Raw genomic sequence first — 25,557 nt, forward strand, 5'->3', positions numbered from 1 at the left:
ACTCTTCGTTCGCGGCTGCGGGACTCCGCGGCGCTGCGTTCCGCGCGCTCACCGGATGCCCGCCCGAGGCGCGGTCGCCAGCCGGGCCACGTCGCGCAGCACCTGGTCGAGGCTGCCCGCGCCGGCCCAGCGCACCACCGGCACGCCATGCTCCCGGAGCTGACCGATCATCGTGTCCCGGTCCAGCCGCCACAGCCGGTACGCCACCTCGGCCCAGCCCCGGTCCTTCGGCACCGGCAGCTCGGCCGGCAGGGTGTCCACCGCGACCACGAACCGCCCGCCCCGGGCCATCCGCGCCAGCATCTGCGCCGAGCGCTCGTCGAGCAGCGGTGTGAGCACCACCACCAGCGCGTCCGAGGAGAGCAGCTGCGGGCCGAAGACCTGGTCGTACGGCTCGTGCGGGGAGGACTCGGCCTTGACGTCGAGCAGCCACTCCAGCACGGTCAGGTACTGCCGCCGGCCGGTGGCCGGGCGCAGCCGGCGGGCTGCCGGCCCGTATTCCAGCATCGCCACCCGGTCACCCCGGTGCAGGTAGTGCTCGGCGATCGCGGCGGCCGCCCGGACGGTGGTGTCCAGCACGGACGCCGGCCCGCGTACGCCGCCGGAGCGGCCCGCCTCGGCCAGCACGTCGAGCAGCACCACCACCTCGGCGTCCCGGTCGGAGAGGGTGGCCGCCACGTGCAGTTGGCGGGCCCGCAGCGAGACCCGCCAGTCGATCCGGCGCAGCCGGTCGCCGGGCGCGAAGACGCGCACCCCGGCCAGCTCACCGCCCTCCCCCGGCCGGCGGGAGTGATGCGCGCCGACCAGCCCGGCGGCCCGGGGCATCGCCTCGACCGCCTCGAACGGCTCGGTCATCGGGTAGACCCGCATCCGGACCGCGTCGGTGAGCACGGCCCGCGACACCAGCAGCCCGTCCGCGGCGGCGACCCGGGCGCCGGCCGGCCCGATCGGGTGCCGCCCCCAGCGCAGCGCCGTCCCGGTCAGCTCCAGGTCGACGGCCGAGCCGGACGGCACCGAGGTGACGAAGGGCCGGTCGGCGCCGCCGGAGCGGCTCACGTCCACCCCGGTCCCGCCGAAGCCGACCTTCTCCACCCGCAGCCAGCGCGACATCCGCGTCCGCACCACGGCCACGTCGTAGGAGACGGTGTCCGGGTTGCCCACGGCCACCCTGGCGGCCATCGGCGCGCCCTCGACCAGGTGCGCGTCCTCGACCCCGATCTCCAGGCCGGGCAGGGCGGTGGGCCGGCGGCGCAGCGCGTACGCGGTGCCCAGCGCGAACGGCGTGGCCAGCACCACCAGGTCGATCCGGCCGAGCAGCACGGCGGCGACCAGCAGCAGGCCGGTGAGCAGCACGGCCCGGCCGAGCGCCCGGGTGGGCGCCCAGCCGCTCGCCGGTTCCTGACGGTCGGCCATCAGCGCCCGGACGGTCCGGCCGCGTAGCTGGGCAGCGCGCCGCTGGCCGGGGCGGGAGTGGACTCCAGCACCTCACCGACCACGAAGGACGGATCCACCCGGCGCAGCCACATCTCCGGCCGCAGGGTGATCCGGTGGGCCAGCGCGGGCGCGGCCACCGCCTTGACGTCCTCCGGCACCACGTAGTCGCGGTTGGCGAGCACCGCGCGGACCCGGGACAGCAGCAGCAGCGCCAGCGAGCCGCGCGGCGAGGCGCCGACCAGCGCGGACGGGTGCTCCCGCGTGGCCGCCGTCAGCGCCACGATGTAGCGGCCGATCGAGTCCTCGACGACCACGTCCTCCAGCGCGGCCTGCATGGCGCGCAGCGTGCCCGCGTCCACCACCGGCTTGATCTCGGCCTCCTCGCGGCGGCGCGCGATCCGCCGTTGCAGCACCTCCCACTCCTCGTCATGGTTCGGGTAGCCGAACGAGACCCGGAGCAGGAACCGGTCGAGCTGCGCCTCGGGCAGCGGGTAGGTGCCCTCGTACTCGATGGGGTTGGCGGTGGCGAGCACGTGGAACGGCTCGTCCAGCCGGTAGGTGACACCCTCCACCGAGACCTGCTTCTCCTGCATGGCCTCCAGCAGCGCCGACTGGGTCTTCGGCGGGGTCCGGTTGATCTCGTCGGCGAGCAGCAGGTTGGTGAAGACCGGGCCGGCCCGGAACGAGAAGTCGCCGCTGCGCTGGTCGTAGAGGAAGGAGCCGGTGACGTCGGCGGGCAGCAGGTCCGGGGTGAACTGGAGGCGGCGGAAGTCCAGCCCGAGGGCCTGCGCGAACGAGCGCGCGGTGAGCGTCTTGCCCAGGCCGGGCAGGTCCTCCAGCAGCACGTGGCCGCCCGCCAGGATGCCGGCCAGGACCAGCTCCAGCGCCTCCCGCTTGCCGACCACGACCGTGCCGACCGCATCGAGCACCGCGCGGGCCAGCCGGCCGACCTCGGCGGGGGGCATGCTCCGGTCCACGTCGTTCATCACAGCTTCTCCAGTTCGGCGACGATCACCGCGAGGTCGCGCGGCGACGGGGGGCGGCGGGCGGGGGTGCCGAGGAACGTCCACAGCGGCTCACCCAGCAGGGCGCGGGCGCGGGCGGGGTCGGACTCGCGGGTGACGCCGTGCTTCTGGCGCAACCGCTCGTCGGCCAGCTCGCCGAGGCGGGGCAGCACCCGCCCGGTGAACCGCTCGCGGTTGTCGGAGCACCAGTCCAGCGGGCGTTCCCACCCGTTGATCGCGGCGCGCAGCGCGTCCCGGGAGGACCAGTTCCAGGTGCCCGGCTCCTCGCCGGCCGGGCCGCGGGCGCCGGCCCGGGACGGCGGTGGGGGCGACAGCTCGGCGGTGACCCGGCGGACCGCGAGCACGGCGAGCACGCCCGCCACGATGACCCAGAGCGAGACCTGGAGGCCGACCGCGCGCAGCCCGACGACGACCACCACCACGATCGCGGCGGTGACCGCGAGGGTCCGCAGCACCCAGCGTGCCCGCCCGCCGCCGGGCCGCCGCGCCTCCCCGGCGGGCTCCTCGTCGAACGAGAGCAGGTCGTCGATGCTCGTGCTCATGCCGCCGCCTCACCGCCGGCCACCGCGGTCAGCTCGCCGCGCAGCCGGCGCAGGGCGGCCCGGGCCTGGTCGCGCATCCGCTCGTCGACGGTGTGGGTGGCGTACCGGGCCTCGCGGTAGACGTGCGCGAAGCCGTCCAGCACGTCGGCGCTGGCGATCGCCGGGACACCGGCCGCCGGGTCGCCGCGCAGCAGCCGGCTGACCAGGTCGGTGGGCGTGTCCCCGGCGTGCCGGGGCACCCCGGCCTCGTCGGCGGCCTCCTCCAGCCGGACCCAGCAGGCGATCACCGCGGTGCGCGGGTCGGTGGACCGGTCGTCCAGCTCCACGAGACCGGCGTCCAGCGCGGCCACCACCTCGCGGGCCGTGCCCTCGGCCGTGCGCCGGGTCCGCTGGACGGGCACCGCGCGGGTGGTCCGGCGCAGCGCCCCGCTCACCACGGTCCAGAGCACGTACCCGACCACCGCCAGCACGGCGGCGCCGAGCAGCACGACGGCGGCGGTCGCGAGCCAGCCCGGAATGCCGCCCGAGGTGGGTTCGCCGAGGTCCCGGGGCTCGACCGTGATCGAGGGCGCGGGCTCGGCGGTGGGGTAGTCCGGCACGTACGGGATGTTGTCGGCGGCGGGCGGGATGCGGCTCGCCCCGATGGCGGAGTGCCCGGCGGCGAGCGCGGCGACGCCGAGCAGCAGGGTCACCGCCGCGACCGGCCACCACCTGCGGAGCACGCCGAGGTCCATCCCACCGCCTCACGCATTCCTCAGTCCACCCCGGCCAGGTCCTTGGCCCGGGCGAACACGTCGTCCAACATCGCTGGTGTCAGCCGCCCGGTGAAGGTGTTCTGCTGGCTGACGTGGTAGCAGCCGAGCAACGCCGGTGCGGACGTGCCGGACCAGTGTGCCCCATGGCCGAACGCCGGGCGCGGTGTGGGCGGGCGCTGTCCGTACACGTGGCGCAGCACGGGCCACCACGCGGCCCAGGCGAACGCCCCCAGCGCGACCACGACGCGCAGGGTCGGCCGGATCAGCCCCACCTCGCGGTGCAGCCACGGCGCGCAGGTGTCCCGCTCCTCAGGGGTGGGCTTGTTGTCCGGCGGCGCGCAGCGCACGGCGGCGAAGATGCGGGTGTGCCGCAGGGCCAGGCCGTCGTCGGCGGACACGCTGGTCGCCTGGTTGGCCAGCCCGGCGCGGTGCAGCGCGGCGAAGAGCACGTCGCCGGAGCGGTCCCCCGTGAAGATCCGGCCGGTGCGGTTGCCGCCGTGCGCGGCGGGCGCCAGGCCCAGGATGCCGATCCGCGCGTCGGGCGGGCCGAAGCCCGGCACCGGCCGGCCCCAGTAGTCCTGGTCCCGGAACGCCGCCCGCTTGACCCGGGCCACGTCCTCCCGCCAGGCGACGAGCCGGGGGCAGGCGAAGCAGTTGCTCACGGCGCCGTCGAGGTCGGCCAGGTCGGTCGCCCGCGCGGCGCGGGCGACCACCTCGGCGGGGGTACGCGGCTCAGCCAAGCTTGGCCCGGAAGAGTTCCAGCGTGCGGGCCCAGGCGGTGGCCGCGGCCCGCTGGTCGAAGTGCTCCGGCCGGTCCTCGTTGAAGAACGCGTGCGCGGTGCCCGGATAGTCGTAGGTCTGGCAGGTGCCGCCCGCCGTCTCGATGGCCCGGCGGACGCTCTGCACCCCGTCTGCGGCGGAGAGGCCGTCCGCCTCGGAGCAGTGGATGAGCGCGGCTTTGCCGGCGTAGTCGGCCCACTCGGCGCGCATGCCCTCCCAGGGCAGCCGCGGGTAGAAGCCGGCGGTGGCGACGATGCGCTCGGAGAACGTGCCGGACCAGAGCGCCAGGCTGGCGCCGGCACAGAACCCGGCGCAGCCCACCTTGCCGGCCACCTCCGGCCGGTTGGCGAGGTATTCGGCGGCGGCCGCGATGTCGGTCGCGGCCTCGTCCATCTGCGTGCTGTTCAACATCTGCCGCGGCTCACTCGGCTTGCTCGCCGGGCCGCCGTGCCGGAAGTCGGGCGCGAGAGCGACGAAGCCGGCCTCCGCGAAGCGGTCCACCACCGCCCGGACGTGGGGTACGAGACCCCACCAGTCCTGGATGACGATGACCGCCGGGCTGGCCGCACCGCCGGAGGGTATCGCGAGATACCCCTCGCTCGTCCCTCCGTTGCCGGTGAAGCTCACCATCTCGCCCATGGTCCCGTCCTCCTAGCGGTCAGTCATCGTTGGCTGGTCGCACAGTGGGTGTTACGTGCGGGTAGCGTGCCACGCGCTCACCGGCCCGGGGAAGACGAAAGAACAGTGGCATTCACCTCCCGTTCGTCTCCCGGACCGGCCCGTCACACCGCCGGGCCCGGCCGCCGGAGCGTCGTGCGCACCCGTGCCGCGCGAGGTCGTCCACCGTGGACGCGCCGAGGGGCGCCCGCCGGTCGGCGGGCGCCCCTCCGGTCGACTCGGGCGGTTCGGTCTCAGCGGGTCGGCGCCGGCGTCGGCGCGCTCTCGCTGGGCGCGACGGACGGCGTCACGGTCGGCGCGGGAGTGGCGCTCCCGCTCGGCCCGGGGGCGGCGCTCGCGCCCGGTGCGGGCGGGGCACTCAGGGTCGGCGCGGCCGGGGCCGGCGGCCCGAAGGGCGCCCGGTCGGGACAGTACGGGTAGGCGTTGCGCGGCGCGGGCATGTTGCCGCTCGCGTCCAGGCAGGTCGGCCAGCCGAGCCGGATGGGCACGCCGTTCTGGTCGAAGAGCTGGGCGTTGCGGACCAGCCGCCCCTCCTGGTCGTAGACGAACACGTCCTCGATCGAGTCGTACCGGTCGCCGACCGAGACCTCCTGGTAGCTGCCGAACTGGTCGGAGCTGGCGTGCTGGTCGACGTTGACCAGCATCGCGAAGGAGAAGATCAGGAACGCGGCGGTGCCCAGGCGCAGCAGCCGCCGCGGCCAGCCCCGGAAGCCGGGTGCGCGCCGGCCCAGCCAGACCGAGGCGAGGACCGTGCCGGCGAGCAGGAACAGGCCGGCCAGCACGCTGCCGTCGAGCCGGGGGAGCAACCCGGACGGTTCCTGGAGCACGACGGAGATCACCAGCGCCGCGAGCCAGCCGCGCAGCAGCCACCAGGCCGGGCGCAGCGGGCGGAGGAACTCGCTCACCGAGGACTGCCCGAGCAGCGGGCCGAGCTGGGTGTCGAGGGCGCGCAACTGGGTGCCGGCGCGCGCCTGGGCGGCGGCCAGCCGGCGACCCCGCCGCCCGGAGCCGGCTCCCGCCTCGGCCCCGGCGGCGGCCCGCAGCTCGGCCGCGTACGCCTCCGGCTCGCCGAGCCGGTCGACCAGCGCGCCGTCGGCCTCGGCGGCCACCTCGGCGAGGTGCTCCGGCAGGTCCTCGGTCAGCTCGTCGCGGATCGCCGGCGGCAGGTCGGCGAGGGCCGCCCGCACCCGGTCGACGTAGTCCGCGATCTCCTGCCCAGTGACGGTCATGCCGCCATCCCCCGATCGTCGAGCAGTGCGTCCATGGTGATGGCGAAGGAGCGCCAGGTCTTGCCGGAGCGGGTGAGCTGGTCCCGGCCGGCGGCGTTGAGTGAGTAGTACTTGCGGTGCGGGCCGGACTCGCTCGGCACCACGTAGGTGGTCAGCAGGCCGGCGGCGAACAGCCGGCGCAGGGTGCCGTAGACCGAGGCGTCGCCGACCTCCTCCAGGCCGGCCTCGCGCAGCCGGCGGAGGATGTCGTAACCGTAGCCGTCCTCGTTCTTGAGCACGGCGAGAACGGCCAGGTCGAGCACGCCCTTGAGGAGCTGCGTCGTATCCACGCCTCGGACACTAGTGTGGATTACGTAGTACCGTCAAGAACATGGTAGCTAGGCTCGAGGTGTGTCGTGGAGCAGCTACGCGTCCTTCCTCGTCTTCGCCACCGTGCTGATCCTCGTTCCGGGGCCGGACTTCGCCGTGGTCACGCGGAACACGCTGGCCTCGGGCCGGCGCCGGGGCCGATGGAGCGCCATCGGCGTGACCGCCTCGAACGCCGTGCAGGGCGTGACCGCCGCCGCCGGGCTCGGCACGCTCATCGTCCGGTCCCAGCCGCTCTTCGAGGCGATCCGCTGGGCCGGCGTGGCGTACCTGGCGTACCTCGGGGTGCAGGCCTGGCGGTCGGCCTGGCGGGCCGACTACCCGCCGCCGGCCGGCGACGCCGCCCTGCCCGGCCAGGCGCTGACCGGCTTCCGGCAGGGCTTCCTGTCCAACGTCACCAACCCGAAGGTGCTGGCGTTCTACCTGGCGGTGCTGCCACAGTTCGTGGGCGGCGGCGCGCCGGTCGGGGTGCTGCTCGCCTTCGCGCTCAGCCACGCCGTGCTCGGCCTCGCCTACCTGCTGGTCCTGGTGGCGGCGCTGAACCGGGCCCGGGACCTGCTGTCCCGGCGGCGGGTCCGGCGCTGGCTCGACGGGCTGACCGGAATGGCACTGCTCGGCTTCGGCGCCCGCCTCGCCACCGAACGCACCTGACCGCCGCCGGCCGGAGCACCGTCCGCGACCCGCTCCAGGTGCCCGCCGGCCCCGTGGCGGGCGGATCGATCTTAATTTTCGCTTATGGGGCCTGCTCATCCGCGCGGAACGTCGGTACGTTGCCCCGATGCGACACCTCGGAACCGTGCTCGCCGCCGCCGTCGTCGGTCCGTTGGCCTGGATCCTCTTCGCCCTGGGCCAGGACCGGTCGGAGCGGGCGTTCGCCGCCGCCGGGAACGGCGGCGCACTGGACAGCGGCGATTTTGTTCGACCCGCACTGGTGCTGGCCGCCGCCGGGATCGTGCTCGGGCTCATCGCCACGCTCCGGTTCTCCCCGCTGGGAGCGGCGCTCACCGGCCTGGTCTACTCGGCCAGCTACCTGGGCCTGCTGGTCAGCCCGACCGCCGTGACGAAACTGTTCGACCACGAACTGACCTTGAACGGCCACCAGGTCGATCTGGCGGCCCCGCTCCGGACCGGGACGACCCTGCTGGTCGGCTCGCTGCTCCTCGTCGGGGTCGTGAGCGTCCGCCGTTGGCAGCGGTGGCCGCAGCCCGCGGAGGACACTCCCGCGGCGCTGCAGCCGGATGAGATCATCCCGCCCGCGGCCCCGAAGGACCGCCCACTGGGCGTGGACGGCCTCGGGCTGAGCACGCCACGCGGCACCTCCGAGCCGGAGCTGGTCCGCGCCGGCGGTTCCGCCGGGGCCGGCGGGTCGGACTGGGCCGGTCGTTCGGACTGGGCCGGGCTGCTGTCGGGCGGCTCCGAGGTCAGGTCCGGGCGGTCGTCGGACTGGCCGCGCCAGCGTTCGAGGTGAACCGCTGACGGTCGGATCCGACCTGCCGTCCATGAGAAACTCGACGTCGATCAGGCCGGGTGGTCTCAGACCAGGGACCAGGCGATGCCGTCGAGGATGTCGTGTTCGGAGGCGACGACGGAGGGCATGCCGGCGCGCTCCATGATGACCCGGAGCACCAGCGCGCCCGCGCCGATCACGTCGGCCCGGCCGGGGTGCATCACCGGGATGGCCAGCCGCTGCTCGCGGGTCTTCCCCAGCAGGTCGGCGGTGACCTCGGCGACCTGGTCGTACGACACCCGGGCGTGGTGGATGCGCTCCGGGTCGTACTCCTGGAGGCCCTGGGCGATGGCGACCACGGTGGTGACCGACCCGGCGAGACCGACCAGGGTGGCGGCCTCCCGGCCCGGCACCGCCGTCAGCGCCCGGTCCACCGCGACCGCGATGTCGGCCTGCGCGGCGGCGATCTCGTCCAGGCCGGGCGGGTCGCCGTGCAGGTGCCGCTCGGTCATCCGGACGCAGCCGATGTCCATCGAGATCGCCGCCTGGACGCCGCCCTCGCGGGTGCCGACCACGAACTCGGTCGAGCCGCCGCCGATGTCGACCACCAGGTACGGCGGCTCGGCGTCGGCGGGCAGGCCACGGACGGCGCCGGTGAAGGAGAGCCGGGCCTCCTCGTCGCCGGTGACCACCTCGGGCGCCACACCGAGGGTCTCCTCGACCATGGTGCGGAAGTCGGCGGCGTTCGACGCGTCGCGGGACGCGGAGGTGGCACACATCCGCACCCGCTCGGCGCCCAGCTTCTCGATCTCCGCCGCGTAGTCGGCGAGCGCGACCCGGGTCCGCTCGATCGCCTCGGGGGCGAGCCGGCCGGTCCGGTCGACGCCCTGGCCGAGCCGGACGATCTCCATCCGGCGGCTCAGGTCGACCAGCGGCGCCTGCGCGCCGGCGGACGGGTCGGGCAGGTCGGCGACCAGCAGTCGGATCGAGTTGGTCCCGCAGTCGATGGCGGCCACACGCGTCGTCACGGCTGCCACCCTACGGCAGCCTCGACCACCCGCCGGCTGATCCACTCCACCTCGCGGGAGGTGGGGGCATCAGGGGCGGCCGGACACCGCCAGCTCGGCGATCTGGAGTCGATGAAGGCTCAGTCGTCGGCTGCCGGGCGGCCGATCAGGTCGGCGCCGAGCGGGGTCAGGCGGTGGCGAACCGCGGCCCCGTCGCGCTCGGTGGCGACCAGGCCGGCGGCGCGCAGCGCGGTCGCGTGCTCGGAGGCAGTGGAGAGACCGACCCCGACACCCCGGGCGAGCGCCGTGGTGGTGTGCGGGCCCGGCTCGGCGAGGCGGCGCAGCATCGCCGCCCGGGTGGCGCCCAGCACCCCGGCGAGCGGGTCGACCGCCGGATCGGTCGCCCGCGCCGGCATGGCGGCGGGGTAGACGAGCAGGACCGGCCGGCCCGGTTCGACCAGGACCCGGGGCAGCGGTCCGGCCACCGGCGACGGGAGCAGCACCATCCCCTCCCCGGTCCCGGTCACCTCCCCGCTCCACCAGGTGCGTACCTCCAGCACGGGTGGCCGCCACCGGATCGCCGGGTGCAGCCCGTCGAAGAGACCCGCCAGCCCGCGCCGGGCCAGCCGGTGCGCGGCGTCGGCCAGCTGTCGCTGGTGGACGGTGGTCAGGGTGGACCAGTGCGGCGCCAGCACCGCACCGAACCAGGTGTCGAGCGCCCGGCCGAACAGGTCGAGCACGGTCGGATCGGCGGCCGCGAACGCACGCCGCAGCGGCGTCGCGGCGACCTCGCGGTAGGAGGCGGCCACCTCCTCCCGGACCCGGCGGGCGGGGGTGGACCGGATCGCCGCGAGGCCGGCGGCCACCGAGTCCAACCCGTCGAACGGGGTGAGGAAGTCCGGCAGCCGGCCGCGGGCCGGCAGCAGGTGCCGCAGCGACGTGGCGGCGGCGCGGACCCCGCGTGCGGAGGTGGCCGTGCCGGCCGCCGCCACGAGGTCCGGCGCCATGGCGGCGGCGGCGGGATCGTGCAGCGCCTGGCAGGCCAGCATGGCGGTGCCGACCGGGTGCAGGCGGTCGACGAACCGTACCCGGCACAGGTCCGCCGGTCCGAGGTGCAACCGCAGCATGGAAGCAGCCTGCCCGGCTTCGGCGAGGACCGAAAGGGTTGACCGGCTCGGCTCCCGGAACCGACGGTGGAGCCCGGTTACCCACGGGGAGGGCGGGACGTGCGGGGGACGATCGCGGTGCTGGCGGGGCTGGTTCTGGCGTTCACCGGTGGAGCGTGCGGCGGGAAGGCCGAGCCGGCCGCCACGCCGAAGCCCGGGGATCGGTCGGCCGCCGCGCCGGCGCCCAGCGAGCGGCCGGCCGCCGGGGACCACGAGCTGACCCTGCGCCACGGCGGGGTGGAGCGCAGCTACCTGCTGCACGCCCCGCCCGGGTACGACCCGGCGCGCCCCGCCGCGCTGGTGATCGCGCTGCACTTCTTTCCCGGCAGCGGGGCCGACATGCGGGAGCTGACCGGCCTCGACGCCCGCGCGGACCGGGAGAACTTCCTGGTCGCCTACCCGGACGGGCAGCACGGCGGCTTCAACGCGTTGATCTGCTGCGGGTCGGCGGACGACGTGGGGTTCCTCACCGCGCTCGCCGCACACCTGGTCGACACCTGGCGGGCCGACCCGGACCGGGTCTACCTGACCGGCATCTCCAACGGCGGTGACCTGAGCTTCCGCCTCGCCGTGGAGGCCACCGGCGTATTCGCGGCGATCGGCGTGGTCAGCGGCGGCTACAGCGGCCCGCTGACGGAGCCCGACAGCTACGTGCCGAAGCGGCCGGTCTCGGTGATCACCTTCGTCGGCGGGCAGGACCGGTACGCCGACACCTTCCACGACGGGCTGCGCACCTGGCAGCGACGGCTCGGCTGCCGGCCGGTGGCGGGCCGGAAGCCGGCGGCACCGGCGGGCCTGAGCCGGGCCGACGCGCGCTGCGCCGACGGCAGCGACGTCACCGTGTGGAGCCTTCCCGAGATGGGCCACTCCTGGCCGGGCGCCAGCGGCGGGCAGCTCGCCGCTCCGGACGCCGGCGTCACGGCCACCGACCTGATCTGGGAGTTCTTCGCGGCCCACCCGCGAGGCACGTGAGGCGGGTCAGAGGCGCAGCAGCATGCGACTGTTGCCGAGGGTGTTCGGCTTGACCCGCTCCAGGTCGAGAAACTCCGCGACACCCTCGTCGTAGGAGCGCAGGAGCTGCTCGTAGACCGGCTGCGGCACCGGGGCCCCGTCGATCTCGCGGAAGCCGAACGAGCCGAAGAACCCGGTCTCGAAGGTGAGCACGAAGATCCGGGCGACGCCCACCTCGCGGGCCGCGTCGATCAGCTCGCCGACGATGCGGTGCCCGATCTTGTGGCCCCGGCAGGACGGGTCGACCGCCACCGTGCGGATCTCGGCGAGGTCCTCCCACATCACGTGCAGCGCGCCGCAGCCGACCACCGTGCCGTCGGGCGTCACGGCCACCCGGAACTCCTGCACGTCCTCGTAGAGGGTGACGGTGGCCTTGCTGAGCAGCCGCCGGTCGTCGGTGTAGGTGTCCACGAGCCGCCGGATGCCGCGCACGTCGCCGGTGCGGGCGCGGCGGACCACGATCTCGTCGGTGGCGGTCATCTCACTCCGTCGCGGGCACGTCCACGCAGGGGCCGGCGGCCCACCACTTCTCCACCAGGGCGAGGGTCTCGTCGCCGAACGGGTTCACCCCCGGCCCGGCGGCGAGCGCGTGCCCGAGGTGCACGTGCAGGCACTTGACCCGGCCGGGCATGCCACCGGCCGAGATGCCGGCGATCTCCGGCACCTGGCCGATCGCCTCCCGGCGGGCCAGGTAGTCCTCGTGCGCGGCGCGATAGCGGGCGGCCAGCTCCGGGTCCTCGGCGAGCCGCTCGGCCATCTCCTTCATGAGCCCGGCCGACTCCAGCCGGCTGCACGCCGCCGTGGCTCGCGGGCAGGTCAGGTAGAACAGCGTCGGGAAGGGCGTGCCGTCGGCCAGCCGGGGCGTCGTCTCCACCACGTCGGGCAGGCCGCACGGGCACCGGTGGGCCACCGCCCGGGTGCCGCGGGGCGGGCGTCCGAGCTGCGCGGCCACCGCGGCCAGGTCGGCCTCGGTGGCCGGTTGGCGCTCCGGCGGGGGTACGGACTCCGCCGCCGGATCCTGCGGTGGTACGACGCTCAACGGTGCCTCTCTCGTCTGTCGATCACTTGTCGGGGCGCTCGGCGTTGGCCGCCTGCACGCTCGACCACAGCGTGTCGTACCAGGGGTCGGGCGGCTTCGGCGGCCCCGGCTTCGCGCCCTTGCCGGCGTCCTTGGCGGCCCCCTCCGGGTCGGAGAGCACCACGAGCAGGGTCTCGCCGGGGCGGCCCATGAAGAACCGCTCCCGGGCCTGCGTCTCGATGTACGCCGGGTCCTGCCACTTCTCCGCCTCGGCGGAGAGCTCCTGGATCAGCTCGCGCTGCCGCTGCTGGGACGCTTCCATGCGCTCGATGTCGGCCTGCTGGTCCAGGTAGACCCGCACCGGGTAGGTGTAGGCCAGGGCGAGCGCGATCAGCACCGCGAAGAGCACGGTGGCGCGCCCCGTGAAGCGCCGGGGTTGGGGTGCGGTGAGCCGCTTGACCGTGCCACCGGCCGCGGTGCGCCGGGCCGCCGCCGGGCGGCTCGCGGAGCGTACCCCCTCGGTGGCGCGGGTGGCGCCGGGCGACCGGCCGGCGGCGCGCGGCTCGGCGCGGACGCCGGCGTCACGCACCGACGACCGGACCCGGGCCCCGCCCGGCCGGCCGGCCTGACCCGGCCGACGGGCGGGCCGCTGGCCACCCGGTGTGCGGCGCTGCTGCATCGTCACACCCCTCCCCCGGAGCTCTCGGCTCAGGCCGAACGGTAGCGCGGGAACGCGCCGGCACCGGCGTACCGCGCCGCGTCGGCCAGCTCCTCCTCGATCCGCAGGAGCTGGTTGTACTTCGCGACCCGGTCGGAGCGGGCCGGGGCGCCGGTCTTGATCTGGCCGCAGCCGGTGGCGACGGCCAGGTCGGCGATGGTGGTGTCCTCGGTCTCGCCCGAGCGGTGGCTCATCATGCACTTGAAGCCGGCCCGGTGGGCCAGGTCGACCGCGTCCAGGGTCTCGGTCAGCGAGCCGATCTGGTTCACCTTCACGAGCACGGCGTTGGCGGCCCGCTCGGTGATGCCCCGGGCGATGCGCTGCGGGTTGGTGACGAACAGGTCGTCGCCGACGATCTGGATCCGGTCGCCGAGCGCCGCCGTGAGGGTGGCCCAGCCGCTCCAGTCGTCCTCGGAGAGCGGGTCCTCGATGGACACGATCGGGTAGTCGCCGACGAGCTTGGTGTAGTAGTTGCTCATGTCCTCGGCGGTCTTCGCGGTGCCCTCGAAGGTGTAGGTGCCGTTGTCGAAGAACTCGGTGGCGGCCACGTCGAGGGCGAAGACGATGTCGGTGCCGAGCCGGTAGCCGGCCTTCTCGACGGCCTCGGCGATCAGGTCGAGTGCGGCGGCGTTGGTCGGCAGGTTCGGCGCGAAGCCGCCCTCGTCGCCGAGGCCGGTCGACAGGTCCTTCTTCTTCAGCACCGACTTCAGCGCGTGGTAGACCTCGGCGCCGGAGCGGAGCGCGTCGCGGAAGGTGGGCGCGCCGATCGGCGCGATCATGAACTCCTGGATGTCGACGTTCGAGTCGGCGTGCGCGCCACCGTTGAGGATGTTCATCATCGGCACCGGGAGCAGGTGCGCGTTCGGCCCGCCCAGGTAGCGGAAGAGGCTCAGCTCGGCGCTGCCGGCGGCGGCCTTCGCGACGGCCAGCGAGACGCCGAGGATGGCGTTGGCGCCCAGCTCGCCCTTGTTGTCCGAGCCGTCGATGTCGATCATCTTCTGGTCGATGATCCGCTGCTCGCTGGCCTCGTAGCCGATGAGCTGGTCGACGATCTTGTCCTCGATGTTGGCGACGGCCTTCTCGACACCCTTGCCCTGGTAGCGGTCCTTGTCACCGTCGCGCAGCTCGACCGCCTCGAAGGCGCCGGTGGAGGCGCCGGACGGCACCGCGGCGCGGGCGACCGTGCCGTCGTCGAGCCCGACCTCGACCTCGACCGTCGGGTTGCCCCGCGAGTCCAGGATCTCCCGGGCGACGATTCCCTCGATGGTTGCCACTGAGTCGCTCCTCGTTTGTGTGTTCCGGTCCGGTATGGGCCGCGACGGTGCGGCTGAGGCAGGTGTTGAACGCAGCGTATCGGTCCCCGCCCGTGCGTACCTGCGTCGGGGCGGCACCCGGTGACTGAACGCGAGGAAACTTGTCCCACGCGGATCCTCACGTGAATGCCGCCCGCGACGGAGGGTGACACGGACATTCCCGGATTCTCCGGCCTCAACCGACAACGGGTTTGCGAGAGGTTGCGTCGATCGACAAGGCTGGGCGGCATGCCCGCCGCCTCGACGACTCTCCGCGTGCTCGCCGCCTCGGCCATCGCGTCGCTCTCGGTCACCGGCTGCCAGGCCCTCGACGACACCGGGGTCGCCCTCGGCCGGGCCGACCTGGTCAACGACCTGACCGCCCGGATGGACCGGGCGCTGGAGCGGACCTGGGCCGCTGACTACCAGCTCAGCGGCGGGCGGACCGCGTCGATCGCGCAGACCGAGGAGCCGCTGCGCTCCTCGTACACGTGGCCGGACGGCAAGATCACGGTGACCCAGGAGGCGGTGACCCGCTGCACCAGCGCGGCCGGGCGCACCTCGTGCACGGTGTCGCCGCCGGTGCTGACCGCCGGCCGGCCCTCGGTGATCGTCTACGGCGAGGCGCGCAAGCACGGGCTGGTCACCCCGCCGGCGGTGATCCGGCTGCTCACCGAGGCGGCGCTCGACCCCGAGGCGACCATCGAACAGAGCGACACCACGCTGGCCGGGCACCACGCCACCTGCGTGAACGTCACCCGGGCCGGCGACCGCTTCGGCGCCTGCGTGACCAGCGAAGGCGTGCTGGGCAGCTTCACCGGCACCCTCGACGGCAAGCCGGCCGAGGTCACCCTGAGCCGCTACACCGACACGGTCGAGTCCGCGGCGTTCGACGTGCCGGCCGGCGCGGGCGTCGTCGACCGTCGCACGGCCACGTCGTGAGCCCCGGCGGCCCGGGATCCCGCGACATCGGCTCGCCGGCGGAAACGGCCGGCTTCCGTCCCGCCGCCGACCACGGCCGGCCGCCGCACCCGGACGACCTGGCCCTGCCGGTGGCCGGGCGCAGGCTGCTGACCGACCTGGACGGGCGGTTCCCCCGGATCGCCGAGCTGCCCGCCGGGCTCGACTGGGTGCCGGTCGGCACGCTGGACGGGGTGCCGGCCTGGGCGGCGGAAACGGCCGACCCCGAGGCGCTGCCCGGCCGCTGGCGCGGCTGGCGGGGCCTCGCCGCCGAGCTGCCCGCGGCACCGGCGGACCTGGCCGGGCGGGCGCTCGCCGTGATCACCTGGCGGCGGACGCACCGGTGGTGCGGGGCGTGCCGCACCGAGCTGGCCGACGTGCCGGGCGAGACCGCGCGGCGCTGCCCCGCCTGCGGGCTGACCGTGTTCCTGCCGCTGTCCGTCGCGGTGCTGGTGGCGATCACCCGCCCCGGCCCGGCCGGCGGCCCCGAGGAGCTGCTGCTGGTCCGGCACGCCTACGGGCCGACCGGGCTGTGGGCGCTGGTCGCCGGCTTCGTCGAGGCGGGCGAGTCGCTGGAGGCGGCCGCCCACCGGGAGGTCGCCGAGGAGGTCCGCCTCACCATCGCGCGACCCACCTACGTGGACAGCCAGCCGTGGGCGATGTCCGGCCCGGGCACCCTGCTCGCCGGCTTCACGGCCACCGTCAGCGACCCGGCGGCCGAGCCGGTGGTGGACCCGAGGGAGCTGACCGAGGCGCGCTGGTTCCCGGTGGACGCGCTGCCGGCGGAGCTGCCCCCGGCGTACTCCCTGTCGCGCTGGCTGGTCGACGCGGTCGCCGCCCGCGGGTCGCGCTGAGGTCACACCCCCAGCAGGGTCCGCAGGTGCCGCGGCGGCGGGCAGTCGTGCGCCAGCATGGCGTCGTGCCAGTCGCGCACCGACACCCCGGCCGGCCGGGCGCGGGCGATGTCGGCCATCTCGCTGTAGCCGACGAAGTAGGTGGAGAGCTGGGTGGAGGTGAGCAGCGCCCGCCGCCACTTGCCGGCCGCCTCGCCCTCCTCCTGGAAGCCGCGCCCGGTCATCAGCGCCATGGCCTCCGACTCGGGCAGGTCCTCGCAGTGCACGAGCTGGTCGAGCAGCGCGTTGATGGTCATCCGGAGCTGCATCTTGAGCTGCTGGAGCCGGACCGGCAGGCCACCGAAGCCCAGCCCGGCCATCAGCTCCTCGGTGTAGACCGCCCAGCCCTCGATGAACACCCCGGACTCGGTGAGCGCGCGGACCCGGGTCGGACCGGCGTACCGGCGGGCGTGGGCGAGCTGGAGGAAGTGGCCGGGCATCGCCTCGTGCACGGTCAGGTTGCGGATCATGTGGTCGTTGTATTCCCGGTAGAACGACTCGACCCGCTGCGCCGGCCAGTCCGCCGGGGTGGGCGCGATGCAGTAGAAGGTCGGCACGTCGGCCGTCTCCAGCGGGCCGGGCGAGTCGCAGTAGGCCACCGCCACCCCACGGGCGAACTCCGGCATCTCCTGGATCACGCACGGGTCGTCGACGAGGCTGACCAGGTCGTGGGCCCGGACGAAGTCGCTGGCCTCGTCGAGCGTGACCGAGGCGAGCTCGACGATGGTGGCGTCGTCCGGGTGCTCGGCGGCGAGCAGGTCCAGCGCCCGGCGTACGGTCTCGTCGTCGGCCGGGCCGCCGACCAGCTCGACGGCCGCCGCGCGGATCTCGTCGGTGACCCGGTCGAGGTTGGCCCAGGCGCGCCGCTGGACCTCGGCGGCGCCCAGCTCGGTGTCGAGGGTGTGCCAGAGCCGCGCCTCCCAGCGGCGCCGGCCCAGCCGGGGGTCGCGCCCCGGGCCGGCGTCGGCGGCCAGGCCGATGCGCAGCCAGGCCACGAACTCCTCCAGCGCGGCGATCGCCGCGGTGGCCGCCGGCTCGACCCGGTCGTGCAGCGCGGGCGCCTCGGCGAGCAGCCCGGGCACCTCGTCGCGAATCAGCGCCGCCGTGCCGGTGAACTGCCCCACCGCCGTCTCGGCGTGGATCCGCGGCATGTCGCGCAGCGTCGCGCGCGCGGTCGCCAGGGCGTCGGGTACGGCCGCCAGCCGCCCGGCCAGGTGGGTCAGCCGTTCTTCGACCGGCGCGTACGGGCGGGCCATGAGGGCGTGCAGCAGCGGGCCGGGGTTGTGCCGCAGCGGGTCCCACTCGTGGCTGCGGATCTCGGTGGCCTCGAACAGCCCCCGGTCGACCATGCTGCTGAGCAGTGCGTGGTCGACCCGCTCCTCGACGTCGAGCGAGTCCGGGTCGATCTCGGAGAGCGCGTCGGCCGCGTCCTTGAGCATCGCCTGGTCAGCGGCGAGGGCGTCGGCGGAGAGGTCGGGCAGCCGGTCGTCGTACCGGTGGTCCCCGGCCGAGGTGGCCAGCCCGGGCCGGCTCTCCAGCAAGGCCTCGACGATCCGCTCGGCAAGCGGCACAAACGCTTCCATGCCGGAAACCCTACCGACCACCACCGACGGCCGCCGCCTGCGTTGATCAAGAAGTTCGCGTCGTGAAAACCGCCGCGGCTGACGCCAACTTCTTGATCAACTCGACTCGGCGGCGCGTTCGGCGGCGCGCACGGCCTCCGCGTACGCCAGGGTGGCGCGGCGGAGGGCCGCCTCGGGGTCGATGCCGGCCTGCCGTGCGGCGGCGACCGTGGCCAGCAGGCCGGCGCCGAGACGTGCCTCGGGGTCGACCTGCGACTCGGCCAGCGGGGGCGGGACGGCCAGGCCGACCCGGCCGGCGCGGTCCAGGATCTTCGCGGCCAGGGCGAGCGCGGGCTGGCTCAGGGCGATGCCGTCCAGCACCGACTCGCGGGTCTTCTCGGCCCGCTTGATCCGCTCCCAGTTCGCCTCGATCTCCTCGATGGTGCCGGCCTGCTCGCCCGAGAAGACGTGCGGGTTGCGGCGGACCATCTTGTCGACCAGGCCGCCGGCCACGTCGTCGACCGTCCAGCTCTTGCCCTCCGGCAGGTCCTCGGCCAGCCGGGCGTGCAGCAGCACCTGGAGCAGCACGTCGCCCAGCTCCTCGCGGAGCGCGTCGGTGTCGTCGGCGCTGATCGCGTCGTACGCCTCGTAGCACTCCTCGAGCAGGAAGCCGGCCAGGCTGCGGTGGGTCTGCGCCCGCTTCCACGGGTCACCGCCGGGCGAGGCGAGCCGGTCCATCACCTCGACGGCGTCGAGCAGCCGGGCCCCCGGCGGGTCCCAGGAGCCGTACATCAGCTCCAGCTCGGCCAGGCCGGGCTGGCGGGCCAGCCGCAGCCCCAGCTCGCGGGCCAGCGCCTCGTCGCCGGCCGGGCCGGCCAGCCACACCGCGCTGCCGTGCGCGGCCGCCGCCTCGAGCAACGCCTGCGTGGCTCCCTCGGTCAGCACCGTGACCTCGGCGCCCGTCGACCGGACCGCCCGGGCCAGCTCGCTCTCGGCGCCGGCCAGCACCGGCGCGGAACGGACGGCGTCCCAGGCGGGCGCGGTCAGCAGGCCGGCCGGCAGCCGGGGCGAGGTGACCAGCAGGACGATGCGCGCGGTCATGCTCAGGGCGCCACCGACGCGCTCGGCTCGGCCGAGCCCGGCTCGGTCGACTCGGGCTCCGGGGTGGAGATCTCCGTGACCGCGGAGCCGGCCTCGCCCAGCGGCACGGAGACCGCCGGGCCGCCCTTGAAGCTGAGCAGCGGGAAGAGCAGCGGGCGGTAACGCGGGTTCACCGAGACGTCGTAGCCGCCGATGGCGTCGGCGAGCACCTTGCGGGTGGCCAGCGCGGACCGGAGCTGGTCACCGTCGAGCTGAGTCGCGGCCTCCTCGTCGGTCACGTTGGCCGGGATGTCGCCGGTGGAGCGGCCCGCCGCGATCACCGCGGCCAGCTCCGCCTGGGTGGGGGCGACCTGCTCGCCGGCCGGAACCCCGGACATGCAGGTGGAGAACTCGGCTACCCGCTGCGGGTAGACGGCGTCGGCCGGCATGCCCGTCTGCTGGGCGACCTGCGCCGCGCTGACCTGGCCCTGCGGCTGGTAGCCCTTGTCGGCCGAGAGCTCCCGGCAGACGTCCCGCAGCACCAGGGTGGCCACCACCTGGTCCCGGCCCGGCAGGAGGGCGTCGGCCTGCCCGGCCGTGGCCGGCGAGGCGGAGAGCCCGTCCCGCAGCTCGTCGAGGATCGAGGTGACCTGATCCTCGGTGACCCGGTGATCGCCGATGTAGGCGGCGACCCCGGGCTCGGTACGGCAACCGGTGAGGGCGACGAGGCCGACCGCCACGGTGGCGACGGCGACAAGACGGCGAGCACGCATGCGGGTCACTCTCTCACGGCCGGCGCCCGGCTGTGACGCCGCCCACCTCACCGCGCCCCCGCCCCGGCCGGCTGCGCCGCGGCCGGCTCGCCCAGCACGTCGGAGAGCAGCTGGGCGCACCACTCCAGCAGCGCCTGGTCGCGCAGCGGCTCGCCGCCGACCCGGCGGGTGCTCGGCCGCGGCACGCTGACCTGGTCGAGCGCCTGCTTGTAGACCGAGTCCGGGTGGTAGCGCTTGAGCCGGAGCTGCTTCGAGTCGGGCAGCGGCAGCGGGCCGAACCGGATGTGCTTGCCCTGCATCGACACGTCGGTGAGGCCGTAGCGCCGGGCCAGCAGCCGGAACCGGGCCACCGCGACCAGGTTCTGCACCGGCGCGGGCGGCTCGCCGTAGCGGTCGGTCATCTCGGCGACCACCTCGCGCAGCCGCTCCTCGTCGCGGGCCTCGGCCAGCTTGCGGTACATCTCCAGGCGCAGCCGCTCCACGCCGACGTAGTCGTGCGGCAGGTGCGCGTCGATCGGGAGGTCGATCTTGACCTCGGTCTCCTCCTCCGCGTGCTCACCCTTGAACGCGGAGACCGCCTCGCCGACCATCCGGACGTAGAGGTCGAAGCCCACGCCCTCGATGTGCCCGGACTGCTCGCCGCCGAGCAGGTTGCCGGCGCCCCGGATCTCCAGGTCCTTCATGGCCACGTACATGCCGGCGCCCAGCTCGGTGTGCTGGGCGATGGTGGCCAGCCGCTCGTGCGCGTTCTCGGTGAGCGGCTTGTCCGACGGGTAGAGGAAGTACGCGTACGCCCGCTCGCGGCCCCGGCCCACCCGGCCGCGGATCTGGTGCAGCTGGGCCAGGCCGAGCAGGTCGGCCCGCTCGACGATGAGGGTGTTGGCGTTCGGGATGTCGATGCCGGACTCGACGATCGTGGTGCAGACGAGGACGTCGAACTCCTTCTCCCAGAAGCCGACCATCACCTTCTCGAGCGCCTCCTCGCCCATCTGGCCGTGCGCCACCGCGACCCGGGCCTCGGGCACCAGCTCGCGGATCCGGCGGGCCGCCTTGTCGATCGACTCGACCCGGTTGTGCAGGTAGAAGACCTGCCCGTCGCGGAGCAGCTCGCGGTGGATCGAGGCGGCCACCTGCCGGTCGTCGTACGCCCCCACGAAGGTCAGCACCGGGTGCCGCTCCTCCGGCGGGGTGGCGATGGTGGACATCTCCCGAATGCCGGTGATCGCCATCTCCAGGGTGCGCGGGATCGGGGTGGCCGACATGGCCAGCACGTCGACCGAGGCGCGCAGCGTCTTCAGGTGCTCCTTGTGCTCGACGCCGAAGCGCTGCTCCTCGTCGATGACGACCAGGCCGAGCTGCTTGAACCGGGTGGCCGACTGGAGCAGCCGGTGGGTGCCGATGACGACGTCGACGGTGCCGTCGGCGACCATCTCCAGCGTCCGCTCGGTCTCCTTCGGCGTCTGGAACCGGGACAGCTGCCGGATGGTGATCGGGAACTGGCTCATCCGCTCCGCGAACGTGTTGTAGTGCTGCTGCACCAGCAGGGTGGTCGGCACCAGCACGGCGACCTGCTTGCCGTCCTGCACCGCCTTGAACGCCGCCCGGACGGCGATCTCGGTCTTGCCGTAGCCGACGTCGCCGCAGATCAGCCGGTCCATCGGGACGGTCTGCTCCATGTCCCGCTTGACCTCCTCGATGGCGGCGAGCTGGTCGGGTGTCTCCTGCCAGGGGAAGGCGTCCTCCAGCTCGCGCTGCCACGGGGTGTCCGGGCCGAACGAGTGCCCCTTCGACGCCTTGCGGGCGGCGTAGAGCTGGATGAGCTGCGCGGCGATCTCGCGGACCGCCTTGCGGGCCCGGGCCTTGGACTTCTGCCAGTCCGAGCCGCCCATCTTGTGCAGCGTGGGCTGCTCCCCGCCGACGTAGCGGGAGAGCTGGTCGAGCTGGTCGGTGGGGACGAAGAGGCGGTCGCCGGGCTGGCCGCGCTTGCTCGGCGCGTACTCGATGACCAGGTATTCCCGGCTCGCGCCGTTGACCGTGCGCTGCACCAGTTCGACGTAGCGGCCGATGCCGTGCTGCTCGTGCACCACGTGGTCGCCGGCCTTGAGCTCCAGCGGGTCGATGGTGTTGCGCCGCCGGCTCGGCATCTTGCGCATGTCCCGCGTCGAGGTGCCCCGGCCGCCGGTGACGTCGTTGCCGGTCAGCAGCACGAACCGGGACGCCTCGTCGACGAAGCCGGCGGTCAGGCAGCCGCAGGAGACCAGCAGGTCGCCGGGGGCGGGCGCGGCCGGCACCTCCTCGGTGAGCCGGGCGCCGAGGCCGGCGTCGCGGAGCACCTCGACGGCCCGCTGGGCGGGGCCGTGGCCCTCGAAGACCAGGGCGATCGACCAGCCCTCGCCGGCCCAGCGCTTGAGGTCGTCGACGACCCGGGCGGTCTCGCCGTGGTAGAGCGGGGCGGGCTGGGCGGCCAGGGTCACCGCGATGGCGTCGTCGGGGGTGACGTCGACCTCGGTCGGCTCGTCCTCCCAGGGCTGGCGGGCGGGCGCGGCGTCGGCCTCCACGAGGCCGAACGGGGCCAGCGTCCACCAGGGCTGGCGCAGGGCGCGGGCCGCCGTGCGGACGTCGGCCAGGGTCCGGAAGGCGGCGGCGCCGAGGTCCACCGGGGCCTGGCCGCCGACGGCGGCCGCGGCCCAGCTGGCCTGGAGGAACTCCTCGGAGGTACGCACCAGGTCGTGCGCGCGGGTGCGGATCCGCTCCGGGTCGCAGAGCAGCACGTGGGTGCCGGCCGGCATGCAGTCGACCAGCAGCTCCATCGAGTCGGCGCCGATCAGCGCCGGGGCGAGGGACTCCATGCCCTCGACCGGGATGCCCTCGGCCAGCTTGTCGAGGATTTCGGCCAGCTCGGGGTGCTCCTGGGCGAGCGCGGCGGCCCGCTCCCGCACGGACGGGGTGAGCAGCAGCTCGCGGCAGGGCGGCGCCCAGAGCTGCGGTACGCCCTCGATGGTGCGCTGGTCGGCGACGGCGAAGGTGCGGATCTCCTCCACCTCGTCGCCCCAGAACTCCACCCGGGACGGGTGCTCGTCGGTGGGCGGGAAGACGTCCAGGATGCCGCCGCGCACGGCGAACTCGCCGCGCTTGGTGACCAGGTCGACCCGGGCGTACGCCATGTCGGTGAGCCGGCGGGCGACCGCCTCCAGGTCCGCCTCGTCGCCGGCGGCGAGCTGCACCGGCTCCAGGTCGCCGAGCCCCTTGAGCTGCGGCTGGAGCAGGGAGCGGACCGGTGCCACGACGACCCGCAGCGGGCCGGTGCGCCCGTGCGCGTCGGCCGAGCCGGGGTGGGCCAGCCGGCGCAGCACGGCCAGCCGCCGCCCGACGGTGTCGGAGCGGGGCGAGAGCCGCTCGTGCGGCAGCGTCTCCCACGACGGGAAGACCGCCACCTGCTCCGGCGGCAGCAGGCTGCCCAGCGCGGAGGCCAGGTCGTCGGCCTCGCGGGTGGTGGCCGTCACGGCGAGCACGGGACGGCCCGCGCCGCCGGCCGGCTCGTCGGCGGCCACCGCGGCGACGGCGAACGGGCGGAGCGCGGCGGGGGCCGTGAGGTCGAGGCCGTCGACCTGGGCGGCACCGGAGCGCGCCAGGTCACGCGCCCGGGCCAGCCCGGGGTCGGCCAGGGCGGCGGAGAACAGTCCGGTGAGCATCTGTGATCACTTCCAGGAGGTCGGCGCACGGCGACGACCCCGCGTCCGGCACGGACGGGGGGTGGCACCGTTCGAGACTATCCCGCGCCACGGACATTCCGGGCCGCAGCCGGGGCGCGCGAGACCGATCTTGACGGGTTCCGGCCCGGCATGGTGCGGTGGGGCGCATGACGGGTGAGTACCGGGCGGTGTTCGACGCCGAGGTGATCTTCGCGAACGGTGGCGGGCTGCGGACCGACGGGTTCCGGCTGGACATCCCCGGGCCGGAGATCACCGACGACGAGCTGGCCGCGCTCCTCGTCCGGCACCTCGGGCTGCTGATGGTCGGCGAGGTGCGGATCACCAACCGGACCGTGGTGGCGGAGCCGCACAAGGGCGGCCGCGGGGTGGCCGCACCGGCACCCGGCGGGCGGCGCCTGGTCGAGCTCAGCCACGTGATCACCGACGGCATGGTCACCCTGCCCGGCTGGCAGCCGCCCCGGATCACCGACTGGCTGACCCGCGAGGCGTCCCGCGAGCGGTACGCGCCGGGCGTCGAGTTCCACGTGGCCCGGATCGACATGATCGCCAACACCGGCACCTACGTGGACGCGCCGGCGCACCGCTGGGCGGACGGCCCGGACCTGACCGGCGTACCCCTGGACCGCCTCGCCGACCTGCCCGGCGTGCTGGTCCGGGTGCCGGCCGGCACCCGCGCGGTGGACCGGCTCATGCTGGCCCCCTACGAGGTGGCCGGCCGGGCCGTGCTGCTGCACACCGGCTGGGACACGCACTTCGGCACCGACCGGTACGCCGGCCCCGACGCGCCCTACCTGACCGCCGACGGCGCGGACTGGCTGGTCGAGGCGGGAGCGACGCTGGTCGGCATCGACTCGGTCAACATCGACGACATGACCCCGGCGGCGGCCGGCGAACGCCCGGCCCACAGCGCCCTGCTCGCCGCCGGCATCCCGATCGTGGAACACCTGACCAACCTGGCCGACCTCCCCCCGGAGGGCTTCCGCTTCACGGCCGCCCCACCGCGAGTGGCCGGCATGGGCACCTTCCCGGTCCGCGCCTTCGCGGCGATCGACTGAGACCGCTTCAGTAGCGGACCGCGATCCGGCGTTCCACCGCGTCGATCCGGATCTCGCCGCCGTACGGGATGATCAGCTGCGGGTCGGTGTGGCCGAGGTCGACGTCGAAGACCACCACCGGATCGTCGGCGTACGGCCTAACGGCCTTCAGGATCGCCTCCCGCTGCGCCTCGCCCCAGGCCCGCCGCTCGTCCAGCGTGTGCGGCCGGCCGAAGTCCCACGCCTTGGGCCGGCCGACCACGATCGCCGGGAAGGCGGCGAGCAGCCCGCGCTCGCCCATGTTGCGCACGATCCGGAAGACCTCCTGCGCGTCGGGCAGTTCCTCGGAGGTCTCGACGATCAGCACCGAGCCGGCGAGCCCGGCCGCCGAGGGGACCCGGTCGGTCGCCATCAGCCAGTGGAGGATCTCCAGGTTGCCGCCCCAGGTCCGGCCCTGCACCACCCGGGCCAGGCCGTGCCAGCGCCAGCCCTCGCCGGGGAACATCACCGGCTCGTCGGCGAGCGTCGCCGGATCGCGCCAGTCGCGGGGCTCGTCGCCCCACTCGGGCGCCGGGGTCAGCTCGTACCAGCCGGAGGTGAACAGCGCCGCCCGCAGCGAGTCGAAGGTCAGCGGGTGCGGCGCGCCGGACCGGCCGAGGTGCACGAGCACCGACCCGCCGTGGTAGGCGACGATCCCCAGCCGGTAGAGGTGATTGAGGACGTTGGTGTTGTCCGAGTAGCCGTAGTAGGGCTTCGGGTTGGCGCGCAGCACCGCGTCGTCCAGGAACGGGGTGACCGTGACCAGGTCGTCGCCCCCGACCGTGGCGAGCACCGCGGTGACGCTCGGGTCGGCGAAGGCGGCGGTCAGGTCGCGCGCCCGGTCCCGTGGGTCGGCCCCCATCTGCCGGGTGGTCGGATACTCCACCGGCTCCAGCCCGAACTCCTTGCGGAGCCGGCGCAGGCCCAGCTCGTAGACGTGCGGGAAGAGGCCGGGCAGGCCGGCGGAGGGCGAGACGACGGCGACCCGGTCGCCCGGCTTCGGCTTCGAGGGGTAGCTGGGCAGCGACATGATCC

Annotated in this window: 25 protein-coding genes; 6 read left to right on the forward strand and 19 right to left on the reverse strand. The window is 74.7% G+C overall.

The window, feature by feature from the left end:
* Window positions 1–48 precede the first annotated feature (48 nt).
* The 8 genes from GA0070214_RS06515 to GA0070214_RS06550 form a co-directional block, all read right to left on the reverse strand.
* Window positions 49–1,413 carry a DUF58 domain-containing protein gene (locus GA0070214_RS06515; protein ID WP_091260244.1) on the reverse strand — a complete coding sequence of 455 codons (1,365 nt, stop codon included), beginning with the start codon at window positions 1,411–1,413 and terminating at the stop codon, window positions 49–51.
* Window positions 1,413–2,420, reverse strand: a complete 1,008-nt coding sequence (locus GA0070214_RS06520) for an AAA family ATPase (protein ID WP_091260246.1) — start codon at window positions 2,418–2,420, stop codon at window positions 1,413–1,415. Before GA0070214_RS06520 ends, GA0070214_RS06515 begins: the two co-directional genes overlap by 1 nt.
* Window positions 2,420–3,001, reverse strand: coding sequence for a hypothetical protein (locus GA0070214_RS06525; RefSeq protein WP_091260249.1), 582 nt, complete (start codon window positions 2,999–3,001; stop codon window positions 2,420–2,422). Before GA0070214_RS06525 ends, GA0070214_RS06520 begins: the two co-directional genes overlap by 1 nt.
* Window positions 2,998–3,735 carry a DUF4129 domain-containing protein gene (locus tag GA0070214_RS06530; RefSeq protein WP_091260255.1) on the reverse strand — a complete coding sequence of 246 codons (738 nt, stop codon included), beginning with the start codon at window positions 3,733–3,735 and terminating at the stop codon, window positions 2,998–3,000. The genes GA0070214_RS06525 and GA0070214_RS06530 overlap by 4 nt, the downstream gene beginning before the upstream one ends.
* A gap of 20 nt (window positions 3,736–3,755) precedes the next feature.
* Entirely contained in the window at window positions 3,756–4,469 is a 714-nt protein-coding gene (locus GA0070214_RS06535) for a uracil-DNA glycosylase (protein WP_091260259.1), read from the reverse strand.
* Window positions 4,470–4,488: 19 nt separating this feature from the next.
* A complete protein-coding gene (locus tag GA0070214_RS06540; RefSeq protein WP_091260262.1) occupies window positions 4,489–5,175 on the reverse strand; it encodes a dienelactone hydrolase family protein in 687 nt (228 codons plus the stop codon).
* A 272-nt stretch (window positions 5,176–5,447) separates the two neighbouring features.
* A complete protein-coding gene (locus GA0070214_RS06545; RefSeq protein WP_091260264.1) occupies window positions 5,448–6,443 on the reverse strand; it encodes an HAAS signaling domain-containing protein in 996 nt (331 codons plus the stop codon).
* On the reverse strand, window positions 6,440–6,772 hold the full coding sequence (locus tag GA0070214_RS06550) for a PadR family transcriptional regulator (RefSeq protein WP_091260267.1): 333 nt from the start codon (window positions 6,770–6,772) through the stop codon (window positions 6,440–6,442). The genes GA0070214_RS06545 and GA0070214_RS06550 overlap by 4 nt, the downstream gene beginning before the upstream one ends.
* 61 nt (window positions 6,773–6,833) lie before the next feature.
* On the opposite strand from GA0070214_RS06550, the gene GA0070214_RS06555 reads away from it, so the two are divergent.
* On the forward strand, window positions 6,834–7,460 hold the full coding sequence (locus GA0070214_RS06555; RefSeq protein WP_091260269.1) for a LysE family translocator: 627 nt from the start codon (window positions 6,834–6,836) through the stop codon (window positions 7,458–7,460).
* Window positions 7,461–7,587: 127 nt separating this feature from the next.
* A complete protein-coding gene (locus GA0070214_RS06560; RefSeq protein WP_091260271.1) occupies window positions 7,588–8,277 on the forward strand; it encodes a hypothetical protein in 690 nt (229 codons plus the stop codon).
* A 65-nt stretch (window positions 8,278–8,342) separates the two neighbouring features.
* Here GA0070214_RS06560 and GA0070214_RS06565 read toward each other — a convergent pair whose 3' ends face one another.
* Both GA0070214_RS06565 and GA0070214_RS06570 read right to left on the reverse strand, forming a co-directional pair.
* Entirely contained in the window at window positions 8,343–9,272 is a 930-nt protein-coding gene (locus GA0070214_RS06565; RefSeq protein WP_091260273.1) for a Ppx/GppA phosphatase family protein, read from the reverse strand.
* 131 nt (window positions 9,273–9,403) lie between these two features.
* Complete coding sequence (locus tag GA0070214_RS06570; protein WP_091260275.1) at window positions 9,404–10,390, reverse strand: ArsR/SmtB family transcription factor; 987 nt, start codon at window positions 10,388–10,390, stop codon at window positions 9,404–9,406.
* A gap of 99 nt (window positions 10,391–10,489) precedes the next feature.
* Here GA0070214_RS06570 and GA0070214_RS06575 point away from each other — a divergent pair, with 99 nt between their 5' ends.
* Window positions 10,490–11,401 carry a CE1 family esterase gene (locus GA0070214_RS06575; RefSeq protein ID WP_244167579.1) on the forward strand — a complete coding sequence of 304 codons (912 nt, stop codon included), beginning with the start codon at window positions 10,490–10,492 and terminating at the stop codon, window positions 11,399–11,401.
* Between the two features lie 6 nt (window positions 11,402–11,407).
* On the opposite strand, the gene GA0070214_RS06580 is transcribed toward GA0070214_RS06575, so the two are convergent.
* From GA0070214_RS06580 to eno, 4 genes are read right to left on the reverse strand one after another with little or no spacing between them, the layout of a single operon-like run.
* Entirely contained in the window at window positions 11,408–11,920 is a 513-nt protein-coding gene (locus GA0070214_RS06580) for an amino-acid N-acetyltransferase (protein WP_091260277.1), read from the reverse strand.
* A gap of 1 nt (window position 11,921) precedes the next feature.
* Window positions 11,922–12,479 carry a DUF501 domain-containing protein gene (locus tag GA0070214_RS06585; RefSeq protein ID WP_091260280.1) on the reverse strand — a complete coding sequence of 186 codons (558 nt, stop codon included), beginning with the start codon at window positions 12,477–12,479 and terminating at the stop codon, window positions 11,922–11,924.
* 22 nt (window positions 12,480–12,501) lie between these two features.
* On the reverse strand, window positions 12,502–13,137 hold the full coding sequence (locus GA0070214_RS06590; protein WP_091260282.1) for an FtsB family cell division protein: 636 nt from the start codon (window positions 13,135–13,137) through the stop codon (window positions 12,502–12,504).
* 29 nt (window positions 13,138–13,166) lie between these two features.
* A complete protein-coding gene (gene eno, locus GA0070214_RS06595) occupies window positions 13,167–14,450 on the reverse strand; it encodes a phosphopyruvate hydratase (RefSeq protein ID WP_091260284.1) in 1,284 nt (427 codons plus the stop codon).
* 267 nt (window positions 14,451–14,717) lie between these two features.
* Here eno and GA0070214_RS06600 point away from each other — a divergent pair, with 267 nt between their 5' ends.
* A complete protein-coding gene (locus tag GA0070214_RS06600) occupies window positions 14,718–15,410 on the forward strand; it encodes a hypothetical protein (protein ID WP_091260286.1) in 693 nt (230 codons plus the stop codon).
* Window positions 15,407–16,282 carry an NAD(+) diphosphatase gene (locus GA0070214_RS06605; RefSeq protein ID WP_244167580.1) on the forward strand — a complete coding sequence of 292 codons (876 nt, stop codon included), beginning with the start codon at window positions 15,407–15,409 and terminating at the stop codon, window positions 16,280–16,282. The genes GA0070214_RS06600 and GA0070214_RS06605 overlap by 4 nt, the downstream gene beginning before the upstream one ends.
* A 2-nt stretch (window positions 16,283–16,284) precedes the next feature.
* Here the strand turns inward: GA0070214_RS06605 and GA0070214_RS06610 are convergent, their stop codons facing one another.
* The 4 genes from GA0070214_RS06610 to mfd form a co-directional block, all read right to left on the reverse strand.
* Window positions 16,285–17,904 (reverse strand): DUF885 domain-containing protein, encoded by a 1,620-nt coding sequence (locus GA0070214_RS06610; protein WP_091260288.1) that lies wholly within the window; start codon window positions 17,902–17,904, stop codon window positions 16,285–16,287.
* A gap of 96 nt (window positions 17,905–18,000) precedes the next feature.
* On the reverse strand, window positions 18,001–18,984 hold the full coding sequence (locus tag GA0070214_RS06615; RefSeq protein ID WP_091260290.1) for a nucleoside triphosphate pyrophosphohydrolase: 984 nt from the start codon (window positions 18,982–18,984) through the stop codon (window positions 18,001–18,003).
* 2 nt (window positions 18,985–18,986) lie between these two features.
* Window positions 18,987–19,736, reverse strand: coding sequence for a hypothetical protein (locus GA0070214_RS06620; protein WP_091261407.1), 750 nt, complete (start codon window positions 19,734–19,736; stop codon window positions 18,987–18,989).
* 47 nt (window positions 19,737–19,783) lie between these two features.
* Window positions 19,784–23,428, reverse strand: a complete 3,645-nt coding sequence (mfd, locus tag GA0070214_RS06625) for a transcription-repair coupling factor (RefSeq protein WP_091260293.1) — start codon at window positions 23,426–23,428, stop codon at window positions 19,784–19,786.
* 167 nt (window positions 23,429–23,595) lie between these two features.
* Between mfd and GA0070214_RS06630 the strand changes: the two genes are divergently transcribed.
* Window positions 23,596–24,504 (forward strand): cyclase family protein, encoded by a 909-nt coding sequence (locus GA0070214_RS06630; protein WP_091260294.1) that lies wholly within the window; start codon window positions 23,596–23,598, stop codon window positions 24,502–24,504.
* 7 nt (window positions 24,505–24,511) lie between these two features.
* Here the strand turns inward: GA0070214_RS06630 and GA0070214_RS06635 are convergent, their stop codons facing one another.
* Window positions 24,512–25,552 (reverse strand): S66 family peptidase, encoded by a 1,041-nt coding sequence (locus GA0070214_RS06635; RefSeq protein WP_091260296.1) that lies wholly within the window; start codon window positions 25,550–25,552, stop codon window positions 24,512–24,514.
* Window positions 25,553–25,557: the final 5 nt, after the last annotated feature.

The organism is Micromonospora chaiyaphumensis (assembly GCF_900091435.1).
Taxonomy (GTDB): Bacteria; Actinomycetota; Actinomycetes; order Mycobacteriales; family Micromonosporaceae; genus Micromonospora; species Micromonospora chaiyaphumensis.